A 19,390-nucleotide genomic window follows, 5' to 3' on the forward strand; every position below is an offset into this window, starting at 1 on the left:
TGGGCAAGGGCTGGTATACTCGGCATACGACCTCGGTTTTGGTATCGGTTTGGTTTCAGCACCACCGAGTATACCAACCCGAGGTCGTTCTGTGAACATGCGTTGTGCGTCCCTGTCCGCCCTTAAAGCTCGGCGGGAGAGGGGGCTAGGGGGTGAGGGCTATAACTTATGCGCCAACGCGAGCGATCCACAGTTGTGGGTTGCGAATTTCTTCGAGAGTTGGCAGCATTTCTGGGCCTTCCCACACACGGGCAGCTAATTCCTTGCCTCCATGATCTGCAATCGCATTAACAAAGCGTTCGCCTTGCTCGTATTGCTGCATTTTGAGGCTCATGCCCGTGATACGGTTGAACAATTCATCGAAGATCGAGCGTTTTTCTTTGCGATCGCTCATACGAGCTTCGATCTGCTCGAAATTTGGCAGAATTTCGCGGCCAACTGCATTCATAATGTGGTTGCTATAGCCTTCGACCAACGACATCAAGGCCTGCAATTCGCTAAATACTTGACGTTGGGTTGGAGTCAGTAATTGCTCCATCCAATGGCCATCGCTGGGAGTTTTGCTATTACTGAAAATCCGGTTGATGAAGTTGCCAACGCCATTGCGCAGCGCATCGAGTTGGCCGCCAAGCTCGTTGAAATAGCGCTGAATTAAGTTGCTGAAATGGTCGCGCACCCAACCATAGGCTTCAAACTCATAGGCGTGGGTGGTTTCATGCAGCGTAATCCACAAGCGGAAGTCATGATCATCAACGCCCAAACCTTGTTGCACGCGGGCAATATTTGGCTCAACAAAATAGAGCATGCCTGGCTCGGCTTGCGGCGAAAGCAAGCTGAGATCATATTGGCCCAGCACTTTGCGGGCTAAAACCCCAACCATTGCCCCAACTTGTGCGCCGACAAACGCCCGATTAATCGCATTAACCGAGGGATTGCGGCCTGCATTTTGGGCCGCTTGGCGATACAATTGCTCAATTGGCTCGAACAAACGCTCAAATGAACGCAAATTGGCATCGATCCACTCTTTGCGATCAACAACTTTAACTCGTGAGAGCGTTTCGGGCAGTTTGACGTTCAAATAATCGTCGATTAAGGGCTGACTGCGCTCAACCATTTGATCATATTCAGCTTGACGCTCAGCCCGATTGATCACCGGATGCTCTTGCCATTGTGAGACGCGCAGGGCGATCATGCGGGCAACTGACCAATCGATCAGTTTTTGCGGGGTTGTATAATCGTAGATTTTTTGGCCTTGTTGGCGGGTTTTATTGGCGAGATAGCGAGCGCCAGCGCCTGCGGCGGCACTGATCAGTAGAACACTACCAAGTTGCTTAATTGATAAACGTTTTGTCCTCACGTTTCGACATCCTTTCCGCTGGCACAAACGCCATTCACTTCAGCATAACACGAGCATTTGGGTGGGGCTAGGCGTGCCAAGCTTTTCTAACACTTTGTTAAGCTCAATAGGCTACCCGTAGATCGCCGACGCGGCGGGTAATGCGCAGTTGATCGCAGTGTTCGAGCATGGCTTGGGCATATTTGCGACTGGTTTGCCAAGCATCACGGGCTTGGGCAAGGCTGATGCTTTGGCCAGCAGCAAGTTGCTCTAGCACCCAGCTATGCATCTGTTGATATTGCTTCGGCAAGAAATAGACCTCTGCACCAATGTGAATCAATTGCTCAGTTTGCAGCAGATAGCGCCATAGTTCTGGCTCAAGCTTGGGCCATTGCTCACGGCTAGGCGGTAGGGCTGGGTTGCTCTGCCACAATGCCAACAAGGCTTGGATTTGCGCTTGTTGGTTAGCATTGGGTTGAGCTTGATGTTCAGTCAGTTTAATCTGGTTAGCCTCAATACTCAGCCATGCTTGCTCGGCTAAAACTTGTAGGATTTGATTGAAATTACTAGCAGCTAAACCCATGCGTTTGCGTAATTCCTCGCGTGGCATGGCTGAACGCAACGGCCAAGTGGTATGATATTCGGCCAGAATTTGGCGCAAATTGGCTTGTAATTGGTTCCAATAGCCTGTGCTGGTGATTAAACTGTTGGCCGTGAGTGGGGCCGCTGTTGCTGAGACGATGCTGATTAAGCCGTTGTTGCAGCCAGTGTTGAGCGCTGCTAAGGCGGTTTCTGAATCAAAGCCGCTGCGTTGTTGCAGCTCTTGCCAGCTTAAACATTGTTGCTGAATGTGTTGTAACAGAATTTCATGGGGCAAGCCATTAGCCAGCTGTTGCAGCTGTGCGATCACAGCTGGGCGCATGCGCCGATGGCGTTGAGGATGGGCATCGAGCACTCGTATTCCCGCCACTGTGGCGGCAGGCGAGGCACGGCGTAGAATTCCGCGATCGCCGCGTTGGGCAATGGTTGGGTGTTGTAAACGCAATTGCCCAAAAGCTTGCTGTTTGGCTGGCAACGTGTCGCAATCGAGCAACGCGAGGGTGCATCTCAGTTCGGCGCTACCGAGATAGAGCTGCAAAGGCTGATTATGGCTCAGGCTTGGGGCATCGGCAGTGGTTTCAATCAGCACATCAAGCAAGTTGGTTGGCTCAAAGGTTTGGGGTAAAGTTAGTACATCGCCACGCTTAAGACTTTGGCGTTCGATCCCGCTCAAGTTAACTGCCACGCGCATGCCCGTTTGCACGTTGGTGTAGCTGATTTGCTGCGATTGCAGGCCGCGAATCCGCCCACGCAGTTGTTGGGGCAGAATTTCGATTTCCATGCCAATACTCAAATTGCCATCGCGCAGCGTTCCGGTAACCACCGTGCCAAAGCCATCGATGCTAAACACCCGATCGATCGGCAAACGCGGATTGTGCTGCTGAAGCATTCGGGCTGGTAGTTGGCTGATTAATTGGTCAAGCGCTTGGATTAATTGAGCCATACCAGCGCCAGTTCGCGCTGAAACTGGCACGATTGGCGCATTGGCAAGGCTAGTTGCGGCAAATTGTGCCTGAATTTCGCCACTGATAAATTCAAGCCATTCAGCATCAACCAGATCGATTTTGCTAATCACAATTAGCCCATGCTCAACGCCCAATTGATTGAGAATTTGCAAATGTTCGAGGCTTTGCGGCTGCATGCCTTCATCAGCGGCAACGACGAACAGCACGCCATCAAAGCCAGTTGCCCCAGCTAACATATTTTTGATTAGCCGTTCATGGCCTGGCACATCAACCAAATTAACCGAATGGCCAGCGGGCGTGCTAAACCAAACAAAGCCTAGATCAAGCGTCATTTGGCGGCGCTGTTCTTCTTCCCAGCGATCAGGGTTGATGCCCGTTAGGGCTTGTACCAAGCTCGATTTGCCATGATCAACATGGCCTGCGGTGCCGAGCGTAATTCCCATTAGCGTAAATGAAAGACCAGAAAATCCTTGCCAACGGCGCTGCTGATGCGGCGCAACTCGCCTTCGGGATATTCCTGTTGCAATTGATCAATATGAGCTTGATCATCGGGATTGAGAATGTAGATCAATGGGCGGTTGCCGGGCACAACCAGCGCCATTTCGGGCTTAATCGTGTTGTTGACATACCATTGCATATCGTTTAAATGCACGCTGATATTACGCGATTCCTTCCAGAAATAGCTATTGAGCATGAGATAGGCATTTTCGTAGGGCACGCCTTGGGCATCGCGATAGTAGCGAATCGCATCGGCAACCTCACGATTATTCGGGATAAAGCCGGTGTATTGGCGGGCCATATCAACGAAGTAGCGCTGGAAATTTTCGCGTCCAGCCCATGCCAGCAGCCAGATTGTTAAGCCAATGCTCAACAAACCGCCCAAGGCTGGTTTGCCACGCCACCATTGCTCAAACGGCCTAGCCTTGGTCAGCCATTCAATTGCCAAGGCCAGAGGTGCGGCGGCCATGGTAAAAATCACTGGCATCAGCACGCCAGTCCGGGCTGCGCTAGGGTTTTCGATTGGGTAGGCTAAGCTCAAGGTTGTGGCTAAACCAAGTAATGGCAATGCCACTACGAGCATCCACCAACGCCATGAACGCTCAACCAACAATCTCCAGACGATGATTGGCAAACTCAACAACAACAAGGCGGCACTGACAACATCCAGCAACGGATCGAAACGTACATTATTAACTTCATTGCGATCGCCCCGCCAATTGAAGGCAACTGCTAAATTAACATTATTGGCAACGAATTTTTTAATATTGCATTCGCGTTCGCTGCTGGTAGCTTGGCAAAATTCGCGACTAATATCGTCGGTATGGTTGCTGGTACGGGTGCTGACGCGAAACCAAAACACATCGGGATAATCGAGCATGAAATGGCCCAGCGGCAAGAAAATCAAGGCGGTGGTAATCAAGGTTAGGCTGCCATGGCCAAGCAATTTGAGCCAGCCTTTGGGGTTGCGTCGCCGCTTATCGAATAGCATTAGGCCAAATACAGCAGCGATGACGAAGGGCACTGCTCGCACGCCGATATAACCATACAAGCCCATGCCCATCCATAACCCGACCAGCAAGGCATCGCTGCGTTTGCCCAAGCGCACATAACGCCAGAGCGACCACAACACCAGCGCGGCGGGCAAGGTGGCATAAGGAAAGCGTAACCCCATGCGGGTAGTTTCGAGCGGCCATTTGCCCAAGGCGTACAAGGCGGCACTCAAAATTCCTAACTTGCGCCCGCCAAGCTCACGCGCAAATAAATAGATAAATGGAATCGTCAGCGTGCCGATAATTACATTGCCTAGTTTGAGCGCGATAAAGCCAAACGGCACGCCAAAAAAGCGAATCAACATCGCAATATAATAAAATTGGCCTGGCTCGCGGCCTGTGTTATTGGGCAAAAATAAGGGGCGACCACCCTGCAAAATGGTGTAAACATCTTCCATTTTCCAGCCGTGGTCAACCGTCATGTCATATGGCATTTGATCCAGCCGATATAGCCGAATCCACAAGCCAAAGGCGGTGACAATCAGCAAACAGCCAAAGGTCAGCCAAGCCCGTTGCGTTTCGGCCCGATTAGCTTTGGGTAACCGTGGACGTTGCCAAGGCAGCCATGCCAAGAGCCATAAGCCAATCGCTAACAGCCATGTCCAGGTCGAGAGTGGGTTGAATTCATTGCCAAAGAGATTATTCCATGCGACGAAACCGCTAAGAAAAGCCACAGCGCTCATTCCTAGACGTAAGGTTAGGTGATCTAACGGCTGATCGTTGAGTTCGGGCAGGCCATCGGCTTGGGGTGGTTGGCGCTTAATCAGCCACCACCAAATGCCTAGTGCGACGACTGCCCCAAGCAAAACTGCCCCATTGAAATGGCGGAACTCAAGTTGGGCTTGAACCTTGAGCATGAGCGCTAGGGCTGTTCCAAGCAAGCCTAAAAGCCAAAGCCAGCCTAGGCGCTGGCTTGGGAAGACACCTCGTAGCATGGACACGATCTCCTGACAGACTTAACTCAAGGGCTTGCGGGCTTTGACAAAGACATTTACAAAGCTGCGTTTATCTAAAGTTTCTGGGCTTTCATTCAATTGGTCAACATAATTGATAATACCGCGTGCAATGTTGAGCGGGTTCAATTTGCTGCCTTGGTTTTGGTCGCCACGCATGCGGTCGGCGCTCTTCATCCAGCTTTCGGGCAAGATGCCCGATTCAATTAAAGGCTTGCCAATGCCATAAACCACATAGGGAGTCATCGGAATAGCATAGTGGGTGGCTTCTTCGCAGCATTCAACCTCGAAATCAGCCATCCGCACTTGGCGTACTAATTCGGCTGGCTCATACAAACGCACATGGTTTTCCCAAATGCTGCCAAATTTGGTGTGGGTAAAGGGTTTGCCACCAAGTCGCGTCCAGATCCAGCTGGCGGGGTCCCACCACAGCGGATAATTGGCATGTGGCACTGAGATTGCCAAAATGCCGCCTGGCTTGAGGATGCGCCGTAATTCGTGCAAGGCTGCTTGTTGATCGGGAATATGTTCGAGCACTTCTGAGAGCAGAATTTTATCGAAGCTATTATCAGCAAAGGGCATGCCTTGACCATCGCCACGCACAAAGGTCGCCCGATTGGCATGTTCTTGGCCAACTAAGAGCCGATCAAAGGCTTCATCAAAGCCCACAACCCGCAAATCACGCAATTTATCGATCATCTGGGTATAGAAGCCATAGCCACAGCCACAATCCAGCACCGTGTCACCATCTTGCAGATCAAGATATTGCATCAAACGGCGGGCGCGGCGGCTATAGGCAGGGTCGGCCTCGTTGCGCAACATCGTATCCATCAGGGCTGCATCGCGTGGGGCTAGCGGGGCATAGGGTTGTTCGGTCATGTTCATCGCTCTTCCTTATACAACCGAGGCAGAAACGGGCTGACCACACATTTCGGCCATCGTCCGCTCGTAGCTATCGAGAATGGTTTTGACTGAAAAGACTTGTTCAACTTTGGCGGGCTGCACTTTATAGGTTTCAGGGTTTTTTAGCACTTCAATAATGCCGTCGGCCAAGGCACGAGGATTTTGAGTTTGAACCAAGCGCCCAAAACCTGTTTCCTGCACGACAACCCGTGCACCTGGAATATCGCTGGTGACCAACGGCGTGCCTGCTAGCAAGGCTTCGATTTGCACCATTGCCAAACAATCGGTGCGGCTGGGCAAGGTAAACAAGTCGCACATTGCATAAAAATTGGCAAGTTTTTGCGAATCGCGTAATAACCCGAGGAACACAATTCGTTCGCGGTTTTGCTCGATCATCGGCAAGCAGGTGGAATAAAAATCTTCATAGACCATTTTGTGCTCGCCAGCAAACACAAAGCGCACCTCAGGAAAGACTTCGGCGATCATTGGCATAGCTTTGAGTAAGAAATCAAAGCCTTTTTCTTCAACGAAGCGCCCAGCAAAACCAACAATCGGCTTATCGCTGATCCCAAGTTCAGCCTTCCAAGCGGCAACTTGGCTTGGATTGGGGGTGGGTAAATCAACAGGTGGGTAAATATAGGTTAATTTTTTGGTAAATTTTTGCAAAAAGCTGGAGTTTGCGGCGTAATCGCGACTATAGGCACTAACGCGCCGCGCCAATTTGCCAGCCAATACCATCTGGCCAATCATGACCTTTTCGATCGCCCGATTGATCAAACCAGTTGGCATGACCAAATCGCCGTGATGGCTCATCAACAAGGGTTTATTTAGTGCGCGACATAAACCTGAGAGCAGTAAGGCCTCAAGTTGCGGCGTATGCACATGCACCACATCGTGGCTACGAATCAATTTAGCGGCAACAAATGGAAAGTTGAGCGCAAGCATGCCACGGCTAATTTGGGCCGCAGGCTTAAGCCGCAAAACATGCACTCCATTCAAGATTTCTTCGGTTGGCAGCGTTGGCTCATGCTGGATTGTTAAAACAGTGACGTGGTGTCCACGAGCTGCGAGTCCTTCAGCCACCCGTTGGGCATGCATCGTCAAGCCCGTCCAGTGCGGCGCGTAGTAGGTCAAGGCAGATAATATTTTCATGGGAAAAGTCCAGCCATACTAGTTAAACGTGGCTCATTATACCTTATTCGTTAGAGCAAAGAACATAGAGCATAGAACATATGGAGTAGGGATCGGGATTTCGATCCACGAAGGACACGAAGCTACACGAAGGAGTATTTATGGCGTTCTTCGTGTTCTTCGTGTCCTTCGTGGTTAAAAGCTCTGCCCTTAACTTTTTCGCAGGCGATTAGCCCACTTTAACAAGCGCATCACTTTGCCATTTTCGAGGCCTTTGATGTGCTGCTCAAGTTGGGCGATATGGTCGTTTTTTTCAGCAACCACCCGATCAAGCTCATCCATGCGGTAACGCATGCTGGTGTGGCCTTGTTGTTTACTTTGAGCTTTAACATTGCGGCGTTTATCGGCAGCATAGTGTGGTTGGCGACAAAACTCGACCAACGGGGCACAAGCTTGCTCCCACGTATAGGCCTGTTGAATTTGGGCAAATTGGGCTTGGCGTTGCTGACGATCGGTTGGTTGTTCGGCGGCATGCACCAACGCCTTGACCCAACCCTGTACATCTTCGATTGCGACAACCTGGCCAAGCTGTTGTTGCTGGACCAAATCGGCCAAACTATCGCCTGCCGAGACGATCATTGGCAAGCTGGCCCAAAGGTAATCGAGCAACCGCGTGCGAAAGGCAAAGCGGGTTTCAGTATGATTATGATGAGCGCTAACCCCAAGATCAGCCTCAAGTAAATAGTTGACCCGTTGATCATAGGCGACCCAGGTTTGATTGAAAAAAACTGTTTTAGCGTATAAACCGAGCTGTTTTGCTAGCTCAACTGCCTCGCCATAACGCTGCATCACCCCCACATCTTGAGCATTAGGATGTTGCCCGCCCATAAATACCAGCTTTAATTGGGGGTGGCTCTGCTGCAATTCTGCCATGGCGCGAATGATCGTCAATGGATCAAGCCATTCCCAAATGCCGCCGCCCCATAACGCAATCACATCGTCTTGATTAATACCTTGAATCACCCCGCGCATGACGGGTTGAGTTGCTTGGGGTGGCTCACTGGGCAAGCCAAATGGCACAATATCGATCAGTTTGCGCAAGGTTGGATCGTTACGATAATGTTCAGGAGTCAAGCGCTTGCTAACGGTCAAGGCTCCTAGCCACAAATCGCGCTGGCGTTCGCTAGCACAGATGAAGAAATCGCCAAGTGCTAGCTGTTCAGTCAGGGCTGCCACACTTGAATCATTTAGCTCGATCGCGCGTTCGAGGCTTAATCCGCGTCGTTCGGCTAGTTCGAGCGCCTCAAAATGAAATGGATCGTAGAGATCGACAACCAAAATGCGCTCAGCATTGACCAATTGAGGATACTTTTGCAAGCTATAGCCTTGGACAATCAGCACTTCAGCATTGAGTGCCAGCTCGCCCAAACTTGTGCCATCGTTGCTAGGAAAGGCAATAGTTTGAACATTAGGAATAGCTAGATCTGCTCGATCCGGCGCTGCTAATACCACGTTGCATGTTTGGCTTAGTTGCTTGGCGATTTGTACGCTACGGATAGCCGGACCAGCCAAAGCCTCGTGCAACGGATCAATGCTGACAATCAACACATTTGTGGTAGGGTTGGGCATAAGTTCTCGCAATTTAAAGCTATCAATCAATTGTTCTTGTTGCATATGCAATTGAATATCAATATCGATCAAGCCAAATGGTTGTTCAAATAAATTAAATAATTCAGCGTCGCTGCGTTGGCGAAGCTTTTGCAGCCGTTGGCGCTCAGCCCACAAGCTATCCCAACCATCTAGTACATCGCCCAAAGCCGCGATATAACTCAACATAATCTTGGGGACTTGCATGGTGCTGGTTTGGTCGCCCTGTTTGCGCAAGCGTAAATCGAATTCTTTGCGATCAAAGCCACCACTGCCATCAAGCAAACTGCGCTGAATAATCAATAATAGCGCGGCTGGCAGAATTCGCCACAATTGCTCATCGGCATAATGTTTGATGATGGTGCGCAGGGCGTTGCGTTCAAGCAAGGTGCGAATTTGATGTCCGCCCATGGTGTTGGCGGTGGCATGTTGGCGATGATAGACGATCGCCGCTGGATTAAAGCGAATTTGATAGCCCAATAACCATGCTCGCCAGCCAAAATCGACATCTTCAAAATAGGCAAAGTAGCTTTCGTCAAAGCCGCCAATTGCCAAAAACGCCGCGCGATCGGCCAGCATTGCTCCGCCACAAGCAAAGAGTTGCGGGCCAGCGTGGCCGGCAACACTGGCCGTTGGCATGCGCGTAAAAGGCTGATTGCCATGGCCAAAAATATTCAGCGCCGCTTGAATAAAATCAATCTGCTGGCCTTCCCAATTGAGCATTTTTGCGCCAACCGCAAGCACCTTTTCGGCTTGATGGGCTTCGATATCGGCAACTAAATGCTCAATCCAATTGGGATCGGCTTTGGCATCGTTATTGATCAAAGCAACATATTGGGCTTGACTGAGCCGCACAGCCTGATTAACTGCTGGAGCAAAACCCAGATTCTCACGATTTTCGATTAAGCGAACCTTGGGGAATTGCTGACGAATGAGATCGCAGGAGCCATCGTGCGAGGCATTATCGACGACGATTATTTCAAGCGCACTGCTTGGGTAGCGCTGAGCAAACAACGAATTTAAACAAGCAACGAGGTGTTTTTTACCATTGAAATTGATCACAATGATCGAAACGCTGGGCCGATCCATGTAAAACCCTTCGGAATTAAAGGCCACAATCAGCCAGCATCGTACCATAAAACGCCAATCTGCATACAATAGCTGCAAGAATATTTTGCGACGGAGTAGTTATGCCACGACCTGTGTTTATCGATTTGTACTTTACTTTGATTGAGCCAGACCCAGCCTACAACTGGGCGACGTTGGCGGCTCCATTGTTGGGCATCGAACAGCATGCCTTTCATGCTGCGGCTGGGCGTTCGTATCAAGCGCGGATGGTTGGCACCTATCGCTTGGCCGAAGAGATTGTTGATCAAACCTTGAGCTATTTGGGCATTACGGTTACGCCTGAAGTCCATGCCACACTTACTAAACAACGCTTGGAGTTTTTCAGCACATTACGCGTCTATCCCGATTCGATTCCAACCTTGCAAGCCTTGCGAGCACGCGGCCACCAAATTGCCTTGGTCACCAACTGCTCAGCCGAAACCATTCCAATGATGGAAAGCTTGGGCTTGCTGAATTTGTTTGATGCAATTGCCTACTCCTGTGATGTGCGTTCGGCCAAACCGGAGCCAGGCATTTATCAATATGCGCTCAATGCCTTGAATGTTGATCCACGTGAGGTTGTGTATGTGGGCGATGGCGATACCCAAGAGCATGCCGGCGCAGCCAAATTTGGCATGACCACTGTGCTGCTCCAGCGGCCTCAAGCCAAAGTGCGGGCTGTCCAAACCGATTATGTGATTGGCTCGCTCACTGAATTATTGGATTTAGCGCCACTTAACCAAGGAGCCTAATGCTAGCAGTTATTATTGCCGACGCGCCGCAGGCCGATATTCGGATGGCTTTGCCCTTGTTGAGCCGCACCGATTTGTTGATTGCTGCTGATGGTGGGGCACGCCATGCCTTGAATCACGGGGTTACGCCGCATGTGATTATTGGCGATTTAGATTCGATTCAGCCTGCAACCTTGGAGATTATGCAAGCCCGCAAGGTTGAGATTCAGCGCTTTCCAGCGGCCAAAAACGAAACCGACCTCGAGTTGGCGTTGTTGCTGGCGGTTGAACGTGGCGCAGATCAGATTCGGATTTTGGCGGCGCTTGGTGGTCGGCCCGATATGCATATGGCCAATCAACTCTTGTTAACTCATCCAGCTTTGATTGGGCGTGACGTGGCGCTGCTTGATGCCAACTGGGAAGTACGTTTGATTCGTGATCAATTACAGCTGCAAGGCAAACTTGGTTTGCGGGTTTCACTTTTGCCCTTGGGTGATGTTGCGGGGGTGCGGACTGAAGGCTTGCGCTACCCATTGCGCGACGAAGATTTGCCGATTGGCCCAGCGCGAGGCGTTAGCAACGAATTTGCAACGACCTCAGCCCAAGTCAGCATTCGCTCAGGGCTGTTGTTGGCAATGATCGAGCGCGAGCTCCAAGCGGGCTATTTGGCTTAAACGAAAACAGGCGGGGCTATTGCGGCCCCGCCTGTTACATTCCGATCTTATTCAGCAGTAATCAGATTCTTGGCGAATTGCAAGCTTGGTGCTGCAAACGTAGTGGTTTGCTCAAACACGATTACATCAGTGGTTTCAGGCACCGTCATGGTTGCGGCATCGGTCACGACTGGCTCGGCGGCGACACTTGGGCTACCGCTCAAATATTGGCGGAACCACAAGATTTGCTCTTGGGCAGCGCGATATTGGTTGGCTGGGTCGCCCAAACCGTGGCCTTCGAGTTCAAACGTCACCAACTTGACGCGGTGCTTTTGAATTTCGATTTGGTCATGGAAATCAACGGCATACTTGACTGGCAAGAAGTCGTATTCGCCATGGAACAATAGGGTTGGAGTGCGCACGCGATCAGCGCGATTCAATGGCGAATCGGCGGCATATTCGGCGGGCTTATCCATTGGTGTGCCACCTTCGAGGTAGGCAATTAATGGCCCCAAGCCAAAGTGAAATTCATTGGCATTGTTGAGCAAGGTACATTGTGGGTTGGCCGCAGCGTAGCGAGTTGGGTGGCGGGTGATACTTTGGGCGCTGAAATAGCCGCCGTATGAACAACCAGTTACCCCAACTTTGCCTTGCGAAGTCCAACCACGTGAGATCGCTTGACCAATAATTTCAGCACCTTCGTCGATGTCGATCTTGCCGAAGTTATCGTTATCAGCCAAGGCATTCAAGAATTCTGGCCCGAAGCCCAAGCGGCCTGGCAGTGGCACATACAACACCGCGATGCCAAAGTTTGGCAACAGGTTGTAAGGATTTTCGGTGTTTGAGGCAAAGAATTGGGTCATGGTAGCGCGTGGGCCACCTTCTTGCCACATCACGATTGGCACATCTTTGGGTGGGAACTCAGCGCCAGCAGGTTGAATTAAGAAGCCATTGCGTTGTGCGCCACTGCTGACGGTAAACGAAACGTTATCAACCCGAATGTTGTTGATCTTTTCAAGCTCGGCGTTAGCCCAAGTCAAGCGACTGAGTGCTTGGCCATCCCAGTTCAAACGATAAATATCGGCTGGTTGCTTGAACGACATGTAACTGAAGATCAATTGGCGGCTCATGTTGGTGGTAATCACCCCAAAATATGTGCCATCCATGCTTGATACTTTGCGGAACTCACCTGAGCCTTGGTTGAAGTAGTACAAGGCTTGATTGGTGCCATTGACCGCATTGAACAAGACTTCATCTGGTGAAAGATAGAAGAACCCTGAGGCTTCAGGGGTTTGCAATTCTGGTGCATACAATTCACGTTGTAACGTGCCATCGATGCTACGGAATTGGAAGCTAGCCATATCTGGGAAGATATAGGTTGGGTTTGGGCGGCCAGCAATTTGAGCTGGGCGTTCCAAGCGCACGATATAGCGTTGGCCGTCGGTGCTCCATTCGATGTCACGCACCACTCGACCATCGCCATCAACGGCTCGCCATGCTTCTGGCTGGAAGTTGCCAGTCGTCAGATCGAAGATATCGAGCACATTTTCGGTGAAGAGTGGGTTATCTTTAGGCGATAAACCACCAAGCGCATCTTGGGTCATCACATCAATCAAGCGCTTTTCGCCAAAACCTTCACCCAAAATCACCGTATCGCGAATCAAGGCGAATTTGGTGCCATCTTTTGACCAAGCATAATCGTAGAGCAAGGTATGATCAGGCACGCTGTAGAGTGGGGTTAATTCGCCAGTTGTCAGATCGAAGATTGCCAAATCAAGGGTTTCTTCGCTCATGTGGCGGCGTGAATCGGTATGGCTATAGTACGCAATCCGATCTTTGGGTTGAACCCGCTCCATGGTAGTTTTGGGAGCTTCGATATTGAAGGGCAATTTCACCGAATCAGGTGATTGGCGCATTGCTTCAAGATCAAGTTGATCGAAGGTTACCACCAACAGGCGTGAGCCGTTAGGTGCAATCGATAACGGCAAGAATGGCAAATCAACTGGATACAAGCTAATTTGGCCACTATAGCGATTAATTGACAGCACCATCCCACCCATAAACAGGTCGTATAAGACTTGACCAATATTGTCATTGTCAAGCCAAACCATTTCAGTAGCTGCCAAGGGGAAGAAATCGCTATCTTCGGGTAGTTGCAATGGCTGAATCGGCACGATCGAGCCATCAACAACATTCAAGAAGGCTGAACCAGTGTCGCTATAACGATAGTTGCCAATCACCACGGTTGTATCATCAGGGCTGATCGTGGTGCCAACGCGGGGATAGGTGTTGTCTTGCAGTTGCGCGAGTTTCAACAACTCGTCTTCGCCAAGTAGCAACTCAGGTTCTTCAAAGTAGGGTACATTGACAATTTCTGCCGAGGCAGGCATTGTCGTAAACAAGATCGCCAACAAAGCCAGCAGTAAGCTGATGCGTCGTCGCATAACGCTTGTTTCCTCCTAGAGCAAAGCTCTTCCACACAAAGACCAACATGCGAACATTTCCAACTAAGGTCTACTTTAGCAGATTTGCTGCTAAAAAACGAGAGCAATTTTGCCAACGATTGCTAGGAGAATGTACGCTAGCAATCGTTGATTTGTTGCATTACTCTGGTTGACGTAAGGCCTGCCACATTGCCCCAAACGAGGCTTTGCTGCCACGCAACAAGGTGCTAGCACGAAACATGCGGGCCGTAACAAATTGCAAGCCCAAGACGGTCAAGGTCATCAAGACCACCGAAACCGCTACTTGCCAAAATGGCACGTTGGTTAAAACGCTGCGAATTGTCAGCACGACTGGCGCAGTTAACGGGAACATGCTGAGCACGGTGGTAAAGCCACCATTTGGTTGATCAATAATGATGCTCAGAAAGATCAACGGAATGATAATTGGCAAGCCAACAATCACGGTTAGCTGCGAGCTTTCGCGCATCGTATTGGCAACCGCGCCAATTCCGGCCATGAGCGAGGCATACATGGCATAGCCTAGCAAGAAGCTAATCAAGGCCAAAAACCAAGCACTAAGCGGAATTTCAACGTTTGCCAGCATGCTACTCAATGATGCACCCTGACCAGTCACAACCGCGCCAATTGTGATCCAGATGCTCACTTGAATTAAGCCCAACAGCCCGAGCCCAAGGATTTTGCCTTGTAACAAACTGCGTGGTCGTAGCGACGAAAGCATCACTTCGATCACGCGATTTTCTTTTTCTTCGATCAGCGATTGCAACAACAAGTTGGCCGATGAGAAGATTGAAATATACAGCAACAACGCCAAGCCCATGCCCAAAATGAAGGCCGATTGCATGCGCTCACCTTCGTTGGCTGCTTTGTTGATTGGGCCATCTGGCCCTTCGACCTTAAGCTGAGCAGTTGGCTGTTGGGTCAAAAAGGCGTAGCTGCTGCCAGTATCAGGATATAAACTGGTGCTCAAGAGCAATTCAAGCAGCGATGATTGGAGCGAATCGCCAAATGGATTGACTTGGTTGCTATAGCGTTGCACCTTGCCAGTTGCCACATAATCGGTCGGAATGACATACAAGGCTGGAATATCGGCTTTTTCCAAGGCCGCTAAACCTTGGGCGATATCAGGGTATTGCAGATACAACGAGGCAGTTTGGGGATCGAAGCTACTAGGGATGCCTTTGATCACGCCACTTTGATCGACAAAGCCAATTTTGAGCTTGCCCGACAAAATATCTTCGCTGATTTTGGCTGGGTCGCCTAAACCTGGTACGGCAAAACCATCACGATTATTATTGGCATCAGAACGACCCAAAAAGCTAATCACCGCAATCATCAAGGGCATGCCAAACACAGCTAGCCAAAAGGTTGGTTTGCGAATATGTTTGATAAACTCATTTTGGGCGACGCTTAACATTTTATTCGCCATGCTGACCTCCCAAGCTCAAAGCGCGGCGTACATCGGCCCACGAAAGCCGTTTGCCATAGCGCAACATCCCAACCCGCACAATCCGCGCTGAAAGCCAAATCATAAAAATCGCCATGCCAATCAGCAATAATACCGAGAGGCCAATTTGCCAAGCCGGCACGCTGATCAAGGCCACTCGTTGCATCATCACAATTGGCGAGGTGAAGGGGAAGAGGCTCAAGAATAGCGCTAAGGGGCCGTTGGGGCTTTCGATAATCAAGGTAATAAACCAGACTGGCGAAATCATCAACAGCGAGATAATCCCTGAGAATTGTTGGCCTTCTTGAACTGCCGAAACGCCAGCGCCGATTGCGCCTAGTGCACCTGCGACCATCAAATAGGCTGGGATGAACATCACCACGCCAATTAGTAATACATTGGTTGGTAAGGTCAAATTGGCCATGCCTTCAATATTGGCGCGAGCAATCGTAAAGCCGAGCAAGGCAGTTCCGACCCAGATGCTAATTTGGGTTAAGCCAACCAAGCCTAGCCCGACAATTTTGCCCATCATCAACTCGAATGGGCGCATTGAGGTTGCTAAAATCTCCATCACCCGCGATTCTTTTTCTTCGACCAAGGCGGTCATCAGATAGGCGCTTGAGCTAAATACGGTGATGAAGAAGAAGATTCCAAAGATATAGGGTGTGAAAAACAGCAAAATGCTTTGGCCTTCGCTGATTTCAACATCACTATTAGGTTTGCGATTATAAACCTGATCAATTGGCTCAAGCGCTCGTTGGTTATCGAGCGGTGCTTGATGGCTGATCAAGGCTTTTTGCATATAATCTTTGAGCCGCCCTTGGGCATCGCTGCTCAAATTGCCTTCATCGGCGACCCCACGCAATGCGCCAGTTTGCAAATAATCGCTGGGAATTACCAAATAGCCATCAATTTCTTGATTGCTAAGGGCGGTTTTGGCTAAATTTTCATCGCTAAACCGAATAATTGCTACATCTTTGCGCAATGTATCGGTGATCGTGACCGTGGCAGGCAGTTGATTGCTGATGCCAGCCTGATCAACCACGCCAAGGCTATTGCTCTGATCGCCGAATACGATAAAGGCAAAAATTGCCGCAAAGATTGCTGCCAACAACAGCGGCGTGCCAAACGTGGCAATCAAAAAGCCTTTACGTTTGGCGTGAACAGCGTATTCATGAGCGGCGATCGTCCACCATTTTGCCTTGCTCATTGGCCACGCTCCCCATTAACCACCCGCACAAAAATATCGTCGAGTGAAGGAATCGCTACCTCAAAGCGATCAACTGTGGTGTCGCTGCGGCTGGCTAAGGCTTGGAAAACGCTTTGAGGACTGGTGCCAGCTTGCAAATTAAGCTGCACTTGACCATTTTCAGCTTGGACGCTCTCGATGCCTGGCAAATTATCGAATGAGCCATGGCCTTCGACCCAAACTGCATTGGGGGCAAAGCGGCGACGAACATCACGCAATGTCCCATTCAAGACAATCTCGCCACGATTGAACATCACAATCCGATCGCACATTTCTTCGATCAGGTGCATTTGGTGGGTGCACATCAGCACCGCCCGACCTTCGCGCCGAATATCAAACAACAGATCTTTAACCATGCGCGTGTTTACCGGGTCAAGCGCTTCAAACGGTTCGTCGATAATTACAATATCGGGTTCGTGCAAAATGGTTGTGCCAAATTGCACTTTTTGCTGCATCCCTTTGCTTAACTCGCTGACCTTCTTTTGGGCAACATGACCAAGCTCAACCCGTTCGAGGTAGGCGCTGGCGCGTTTGCGAGCTTCGTTGCGCTCAAGGCCTTTGAGCGTGGCCAGATAGACCATACAATCTAAAACTTTAAGGTTGCGATACAGACCGCGTTCTTCGGGCAGATAGCCGATGCGGTTCTTTTTGGCTTCATCCATTGCGCCGCCCAGCACCTCAATTGAGCCACTGTCGGGGCGCAAAATATCCAAAATCATGCGGATAGTGGTGGTTTTACCCGCACCGTTTGGGCCAAGTACGCCAAACAATTCGCCAGGTTCGACGTTAAAACTTACTCCACGAACTGCTTCAGTTCCGGCAAAAGATTTTTTAACATCAACAATATTTAACATTGCCATGTAATCGTTTCCTCCTGTAGGCTAGGAGCCTACCCACTGCCTAAGCATACCATGGCTGCCCGATCATTAAACAGGTATTCGAGAGCGAACCGCCCTCGTCCTTAAGAATGAATGGGCTACTAGATCATCCTCTAGCAGCCCATTGCAGATATTCAATTCAGCATGATTCGCGGCTTATGGACAACTTACGCTATGGTTGCCCAAGCCACTAAATGTATCAAGGCTATAACTATCCCAAGTACTGCTTGGGGTGAATGTATCGCTGCGATTGGTATCGCCTGCGCTGATTGTTGCTTTGCGGCGCAGCGTGCGATCGGTGGTCGTACCACTCCAGCCACTGCTGCCTGGGTCGTTGCCAACTTGACCAAAGCTATCAACCACCGTGCCATTGTAGGTCAATACAAGCGCATCGTTGCCATTAAAGCTGGTGACGCTGCTGGTGGTGTTGGCGAGGTTCAGCACGCTGCTTGAGGCCGATGGATTGGCAATCACATAGGTTGCGCGATTGGCGACCGAGCCACTCAAATTCACGCTACTGCTGGCGCTGGTCGAGCCGTTGGCATACAACTGAATGCTGTAGCCACTGAGGCTGACGCTGGCTCCAGTATTATTGTAAAGTTCTAAAGCTTTGTTATTGCTGCTGCCTTCGACATATTCTGAGAAGAACAAGCGGCTTGAGCTACAACCTGTGCCGGGGGTTGGCGTGGCCGTGCGTACTGGAGTTGCAGTTGGGTTGGTTCCCGAAGTAGGCACAGCGGTAGGAATTGGCGTGGTCGAGCCATCGACGCGAGCTTCGATCACATTTTGGATGCTGGTTGAGACATTTGAAAGGAAGTTATAGCCAGTCAGGCTTTCGAGGGCATCAATCGTGGTCAGATAATCGCGCCAATCGTTATTGCGAATACCTTGCACATTGGGCATATTGATCGCGATGACACGGGTACTATTGCTGACACGGCTCAGGTCGTTGCTACCTTGGCTCAGCACCACGATGATTTTCCAAGTTGAATTTGGAATTCGCACTTTGCCGCTAGCGATTGTGCCACGTGAGCCAGCCCCGCCGCTGATGATATACAACTCATTGCCTGCGCTGACCAACTCGCGAGCATAGGTTTCGAGGTCAACCCATGGGCCTTGGTTATTATCGGGCGCTTGGGGAATAATGTTGGTCATGTAGAAGGTGGCTTGGTTATCGGCGGTGGTGGCGGTGCGATCGCCTGAGGGAGTCATATGGCCGCGATCATAGCCGCTGCCGCTGTAATCGCCAGTCGCGACGCGATACCAACCACTAGGCAAACTGGTGTCGGTCTGGAAATCGCTGCGTGAAACACTGCCTATATCGCCGCTATCGAGATGCCAACTGACCCAATTGGCAATCCCATTATCGCGGTGATACGAGAGTGCATATTGGTTACGTTGAATTAAATAATTGGTAGGATAGCTGCTGCTGGCGACGGCCCCGCTGGGATTGCCCAAGACCAAGTTATCGCTACTGACGGTTTTGGCTTGCGCTGGTTGCACCAGGTTAGCCCCAACAAACCCAAGGACGAACAACGCGAGCAGGGTAATCAGCCGACGATCCTTCATGTAACTTCCTTTCAGAATGGAATTGCTGATCTGATGTGGCGTTTCGTTATTCTTTGTTCCTAGTTTGGTACTATAGAATACCATACTTACGCCTGATGTGAGTTAGGCATCGTTGATGACCGTAAAGGTAAGCACATCGATCCCAAATCGTGCCCGCAACACCGCTTTCACGACCAAATGCGTCACCTTGCTGGCAATGCGGGTTACCA

The 19,390-nt window shown here is 50.4% G+C and carries 13 protein-coding genes and 1 pseudogene; 2 read left to right on the forward strand and 12 right to left on the reverse strand.

Annotated elements, in window-relative coordinates:
* Positions 1-166 precede the first annotated feature (166 nt).
* The 6 genes from ABEB26_RS25555 to ABEB26_RS25580 form a co-directional block, all read right to left on the reverse strand.
* A complete protein-coding gene (locus tag ABEB26_RS25555) occupies positions 167-1,357 on the reverse strand; it encodes a zinc-dependent metalloprotease (RefSeq protein ID WP_345724921.1) in 1,191 nt (396 codons plus the stop codon).
* Between the two features lie 103 nt (positions 1,358-1,460).
* A complete protein-coding gene (gene selB, locus ABEB26_RS25560; protein WP_345724922.1) occupies positions 1,461-3,344 on the reverse strand; it encodes a selenocysteine-specific translation elongation factor in 1,884 nt (627 codons plus the stop codon).
* Positions 3,344-5,386, reverse strand: a complete 2,043-nt coding sequence (locus ABEB26_RS25565; RefSeq protein ID WP_345724923.1) for a glycosyltransferase family 39 protein — start codon at positions 5,384-5,386, stop codon at positions 3,344-3,346. The genes selB and ABEB26_RS25565 overlap by 1 nt, the downstream gene beginning before the upstream one ends.
* 21 nt (positions 5,387-5,407) lie before the next feature.
* A complete protein-coding gene (locus ABEB26_RS25570; protein ID WP_345724924.1) occupies positions 5,408-6,289 on the reverse strand; it encodes a class I SAM-dependent methyltransferase in 882 nt (293 codons plus the stop codon).
* 9 nt (positions 6,290-6,298) lie between these two features.
* Entirely contained in the window at positions 6,299-7,459 is a 1,161-nt protein-coding gene (locus tag ABEB26_RS25575; RefSeq protein WP_345724925.1) for a glycosyltransferase family 4 protein, read from the reverse strand.
* A gap of 189 nt (positions 7,460-7,648) precedes the next feature.
* Positions 7,649-10,174 (reverse strand): glycosyltransferase, encoded by a 2,526-nt coding sequence (locus ABEB26_RS25580; protein WP_345724926.1) that lies wholly within the window; start codon positions 10,172-10,174, stop codon positions 7,649-7,651.
* A gap of 101 nt (positions 10,175-10,275) precedes the next feature.
* Between ABEB26_RS25580 and ABEB26_RS25585 the strand changes: the two genes are divergently transcribed.
* Together ABEB26_RS25585 and ABEB26_RS25590 are read left to right on the forward strand one after the other, a co-directional pair.
* Entirely contained in the window at positions 10,276-10,944 is a 669-nt protein-coding gene (locus ABEB26_RS25585; protein WP_345724927.1) for an HAD family hydrolase, read from the forward strand.
* Positions 10,944-11,597, forward strand: a complete 654-nt coding sequence (locus ABEB26_RS25590) for a thiamine diphosphokinase (protein WP_345724928.1) — start codon at positions 10,944-10,946, stop codon at positions 11,595-11,597. The genes ABEB26_RS25585 and ABEB26_RS25590 overlap by 1 nt, the downstream gene beginning before the upstream one ends.
* Positions 11,598-11,644: 47 nt before the next feature.
* On the opposite strand, the gene ABEB26_RS25595 is transcribed toward ABEB26_RS25590, so the two are convergent.
* The 6 genes and pseudogenes from ABEB26_RS25595 to ABEB26_RS27025 all read right to left on the reverse strand — a co-directional run.
* Entirely contained in the window at positions 11,645-14,020 is a 2,376-nt protein-coding gene (locus ABEB26_RS25595) for an alpha/beta hydrolase family protein (protein ID WP_345724929.1), read from the reverse strand.
* A 160-nt stretch (positions 14,021-14,180) separates the two neighbouring features.
* The gene (locus tag ABEB26_RS25600; protein ID WP_345724930.1) at positions 14,181-15,467 is read right to left on the reverse strand and encodes an ABC transporter permease; all 1,287 of its coding nucleotides are present in this window, start codon (positions 15,465-15,467) and stop codon (positions 14,181-14,183) included.
* The gene (locus tag ABEB26_RS25605; protein ID WP_345724931.1) at positions 15,457-16,695 is read right to left on the reverse strand and encodes an ABC transporter permease; all 1,239 of its coding nucleotides are present in this window, start codon (positions 16,693-16,695) and stop codon (positions 15,457-15,459) included. Before ABEB26_RS25605 ends, ABEB26_RS25600 begins: the two co-directional genes overlap by 11 nt.
* The gene (locus ABEB26_RS25610) at positions 16,692-17,594 is read right to left on the reverse strand and encodes an ABC transporter ATP-binding protein (protein ID WP_345724932.1); all 903 of its coding nucleotides are present in this window, start codon (positions 17,592-17,594) and stop codon (positions 16,692-16,694) included. Before ABEB26_RS25610 ends, ABEB26_RS25605 begins: the two co-directional genes overlap by 4 nt.
* A 174-nt stretch (positions 17,595-17,768) precedes the next feature.
* On the reverse strand, positions 17,769-19,181 hold the full coding sequence (locus ABEB26_RS25615; protein ID WP_345724933.1) for a DNA/RNA non-specific endonuclease: 1,413 nt from the start codon (positions 19,179-19,181) through the stop codon (positions 17,769-17,771).
* A 102-nt stretch (positions 19,182-19,283) separates the two neighbouring features.
* A pseudogene (locus ABEB26_RS27025) lies at positions 19,284-19,390 on the reverse strand (IS982 family transposase); the annotation flags it as partial.

It is taken from the genome of Herpetosiphon gulosus (assembly GCF_039545135.1).
GTDB lineage: Bacteria > Chloroflexota > Chloroflexia > Chloroflexales > Herpetosiphonaceae > Herpetosiphon > Herpetosiphon gulosus.

Bases quoted from the DNA above. Each gene is read 5' to 3' on its own strand.
- ABEB26_RS25570 (WP_345724924.1), bottom strand. From the start codon at position 6,289: ATGAACATGACCGAACAACCCTATGCCCCGCTAGCCCCACGCGATGCA.
- ABEB26_RS25610 (WP_345724932.1), bottom strand. From the start codon at position 17,594: ATGGCAATGTTAAATATTGTTGATGTTAAAAAATCTTTTGCCGGAACT.
- ABEB26_RS25565 (WP_345724923.1), bottom strand. From the start codon at position 5,386: ATGCTACGAGGTGTCTTCCCAAGCCAGCGCCTAGGCTGGCTTTGGCTT.
- ABEB26_RS25600 (WP_345724930.1), bottom strand. From the start codon at position 15,467: ATGGCGAATAAAATGTTAAGCGTCGCCCAAAATGAGTTTATCAAACAT.
- ABEB26_RS25605 (WP_345724931.1), bottom strand. From the start codon at position 16,695: ATGAGCAAGGCAAAATGGTGGACGATCGCCGCTCATGAATACGCTGTT.
- ABEB26_RS25590 (WP_345724928.1), top strand. From the start codon at position 10,944: ATGCTAGCAGTTATTATTGCCGACGCGCCGCAGGCCGATATTCGGATG.
- ABEB26_RS25580 (WP_345724926.1), bottom strand. From the start codon at position 10,174: ATGGATCGGCCCAGCGTTTCGATCATTGTGATCAATTTCAATGGTAAA.
- selB (WP_345724922.1), bottom strand. From the start codon at position 3,344: ATGGGAATTACGCTCGGCACCGCAGGCCATGTTGATCATGGCAAATCG.
- ABEB26_RS25575 (WP_345724925.1), bottom strand. From the start codon at position 7,459: ATGAAAATATTATCTGCCTTGACCTACTACGCGCCGCACTGGACGGGC.
- ABEB26_RS25585 (WP_345724927.1), top strand. From the start codon at position 10,276: ATGCCACGACCTGTGTTTATCGATTTGTACTTTACTTTGATTGAGCCA.
- ABEB26_RS25615 (WP_345724933.1), bottom strand. From the start codon at position 19,181: ATGAAGGATCGTCGGCTGATTACCCTGCTCGCGTTGTTCGTCCTTGGG.
- ABEB26_RS25595 (WP_345724929.1), bottom strand. From the start codon at position 14,020: ATGCGACGACGCATCAGCTTACTGCTGGCTTTGTTGGCGATCTTGTTT.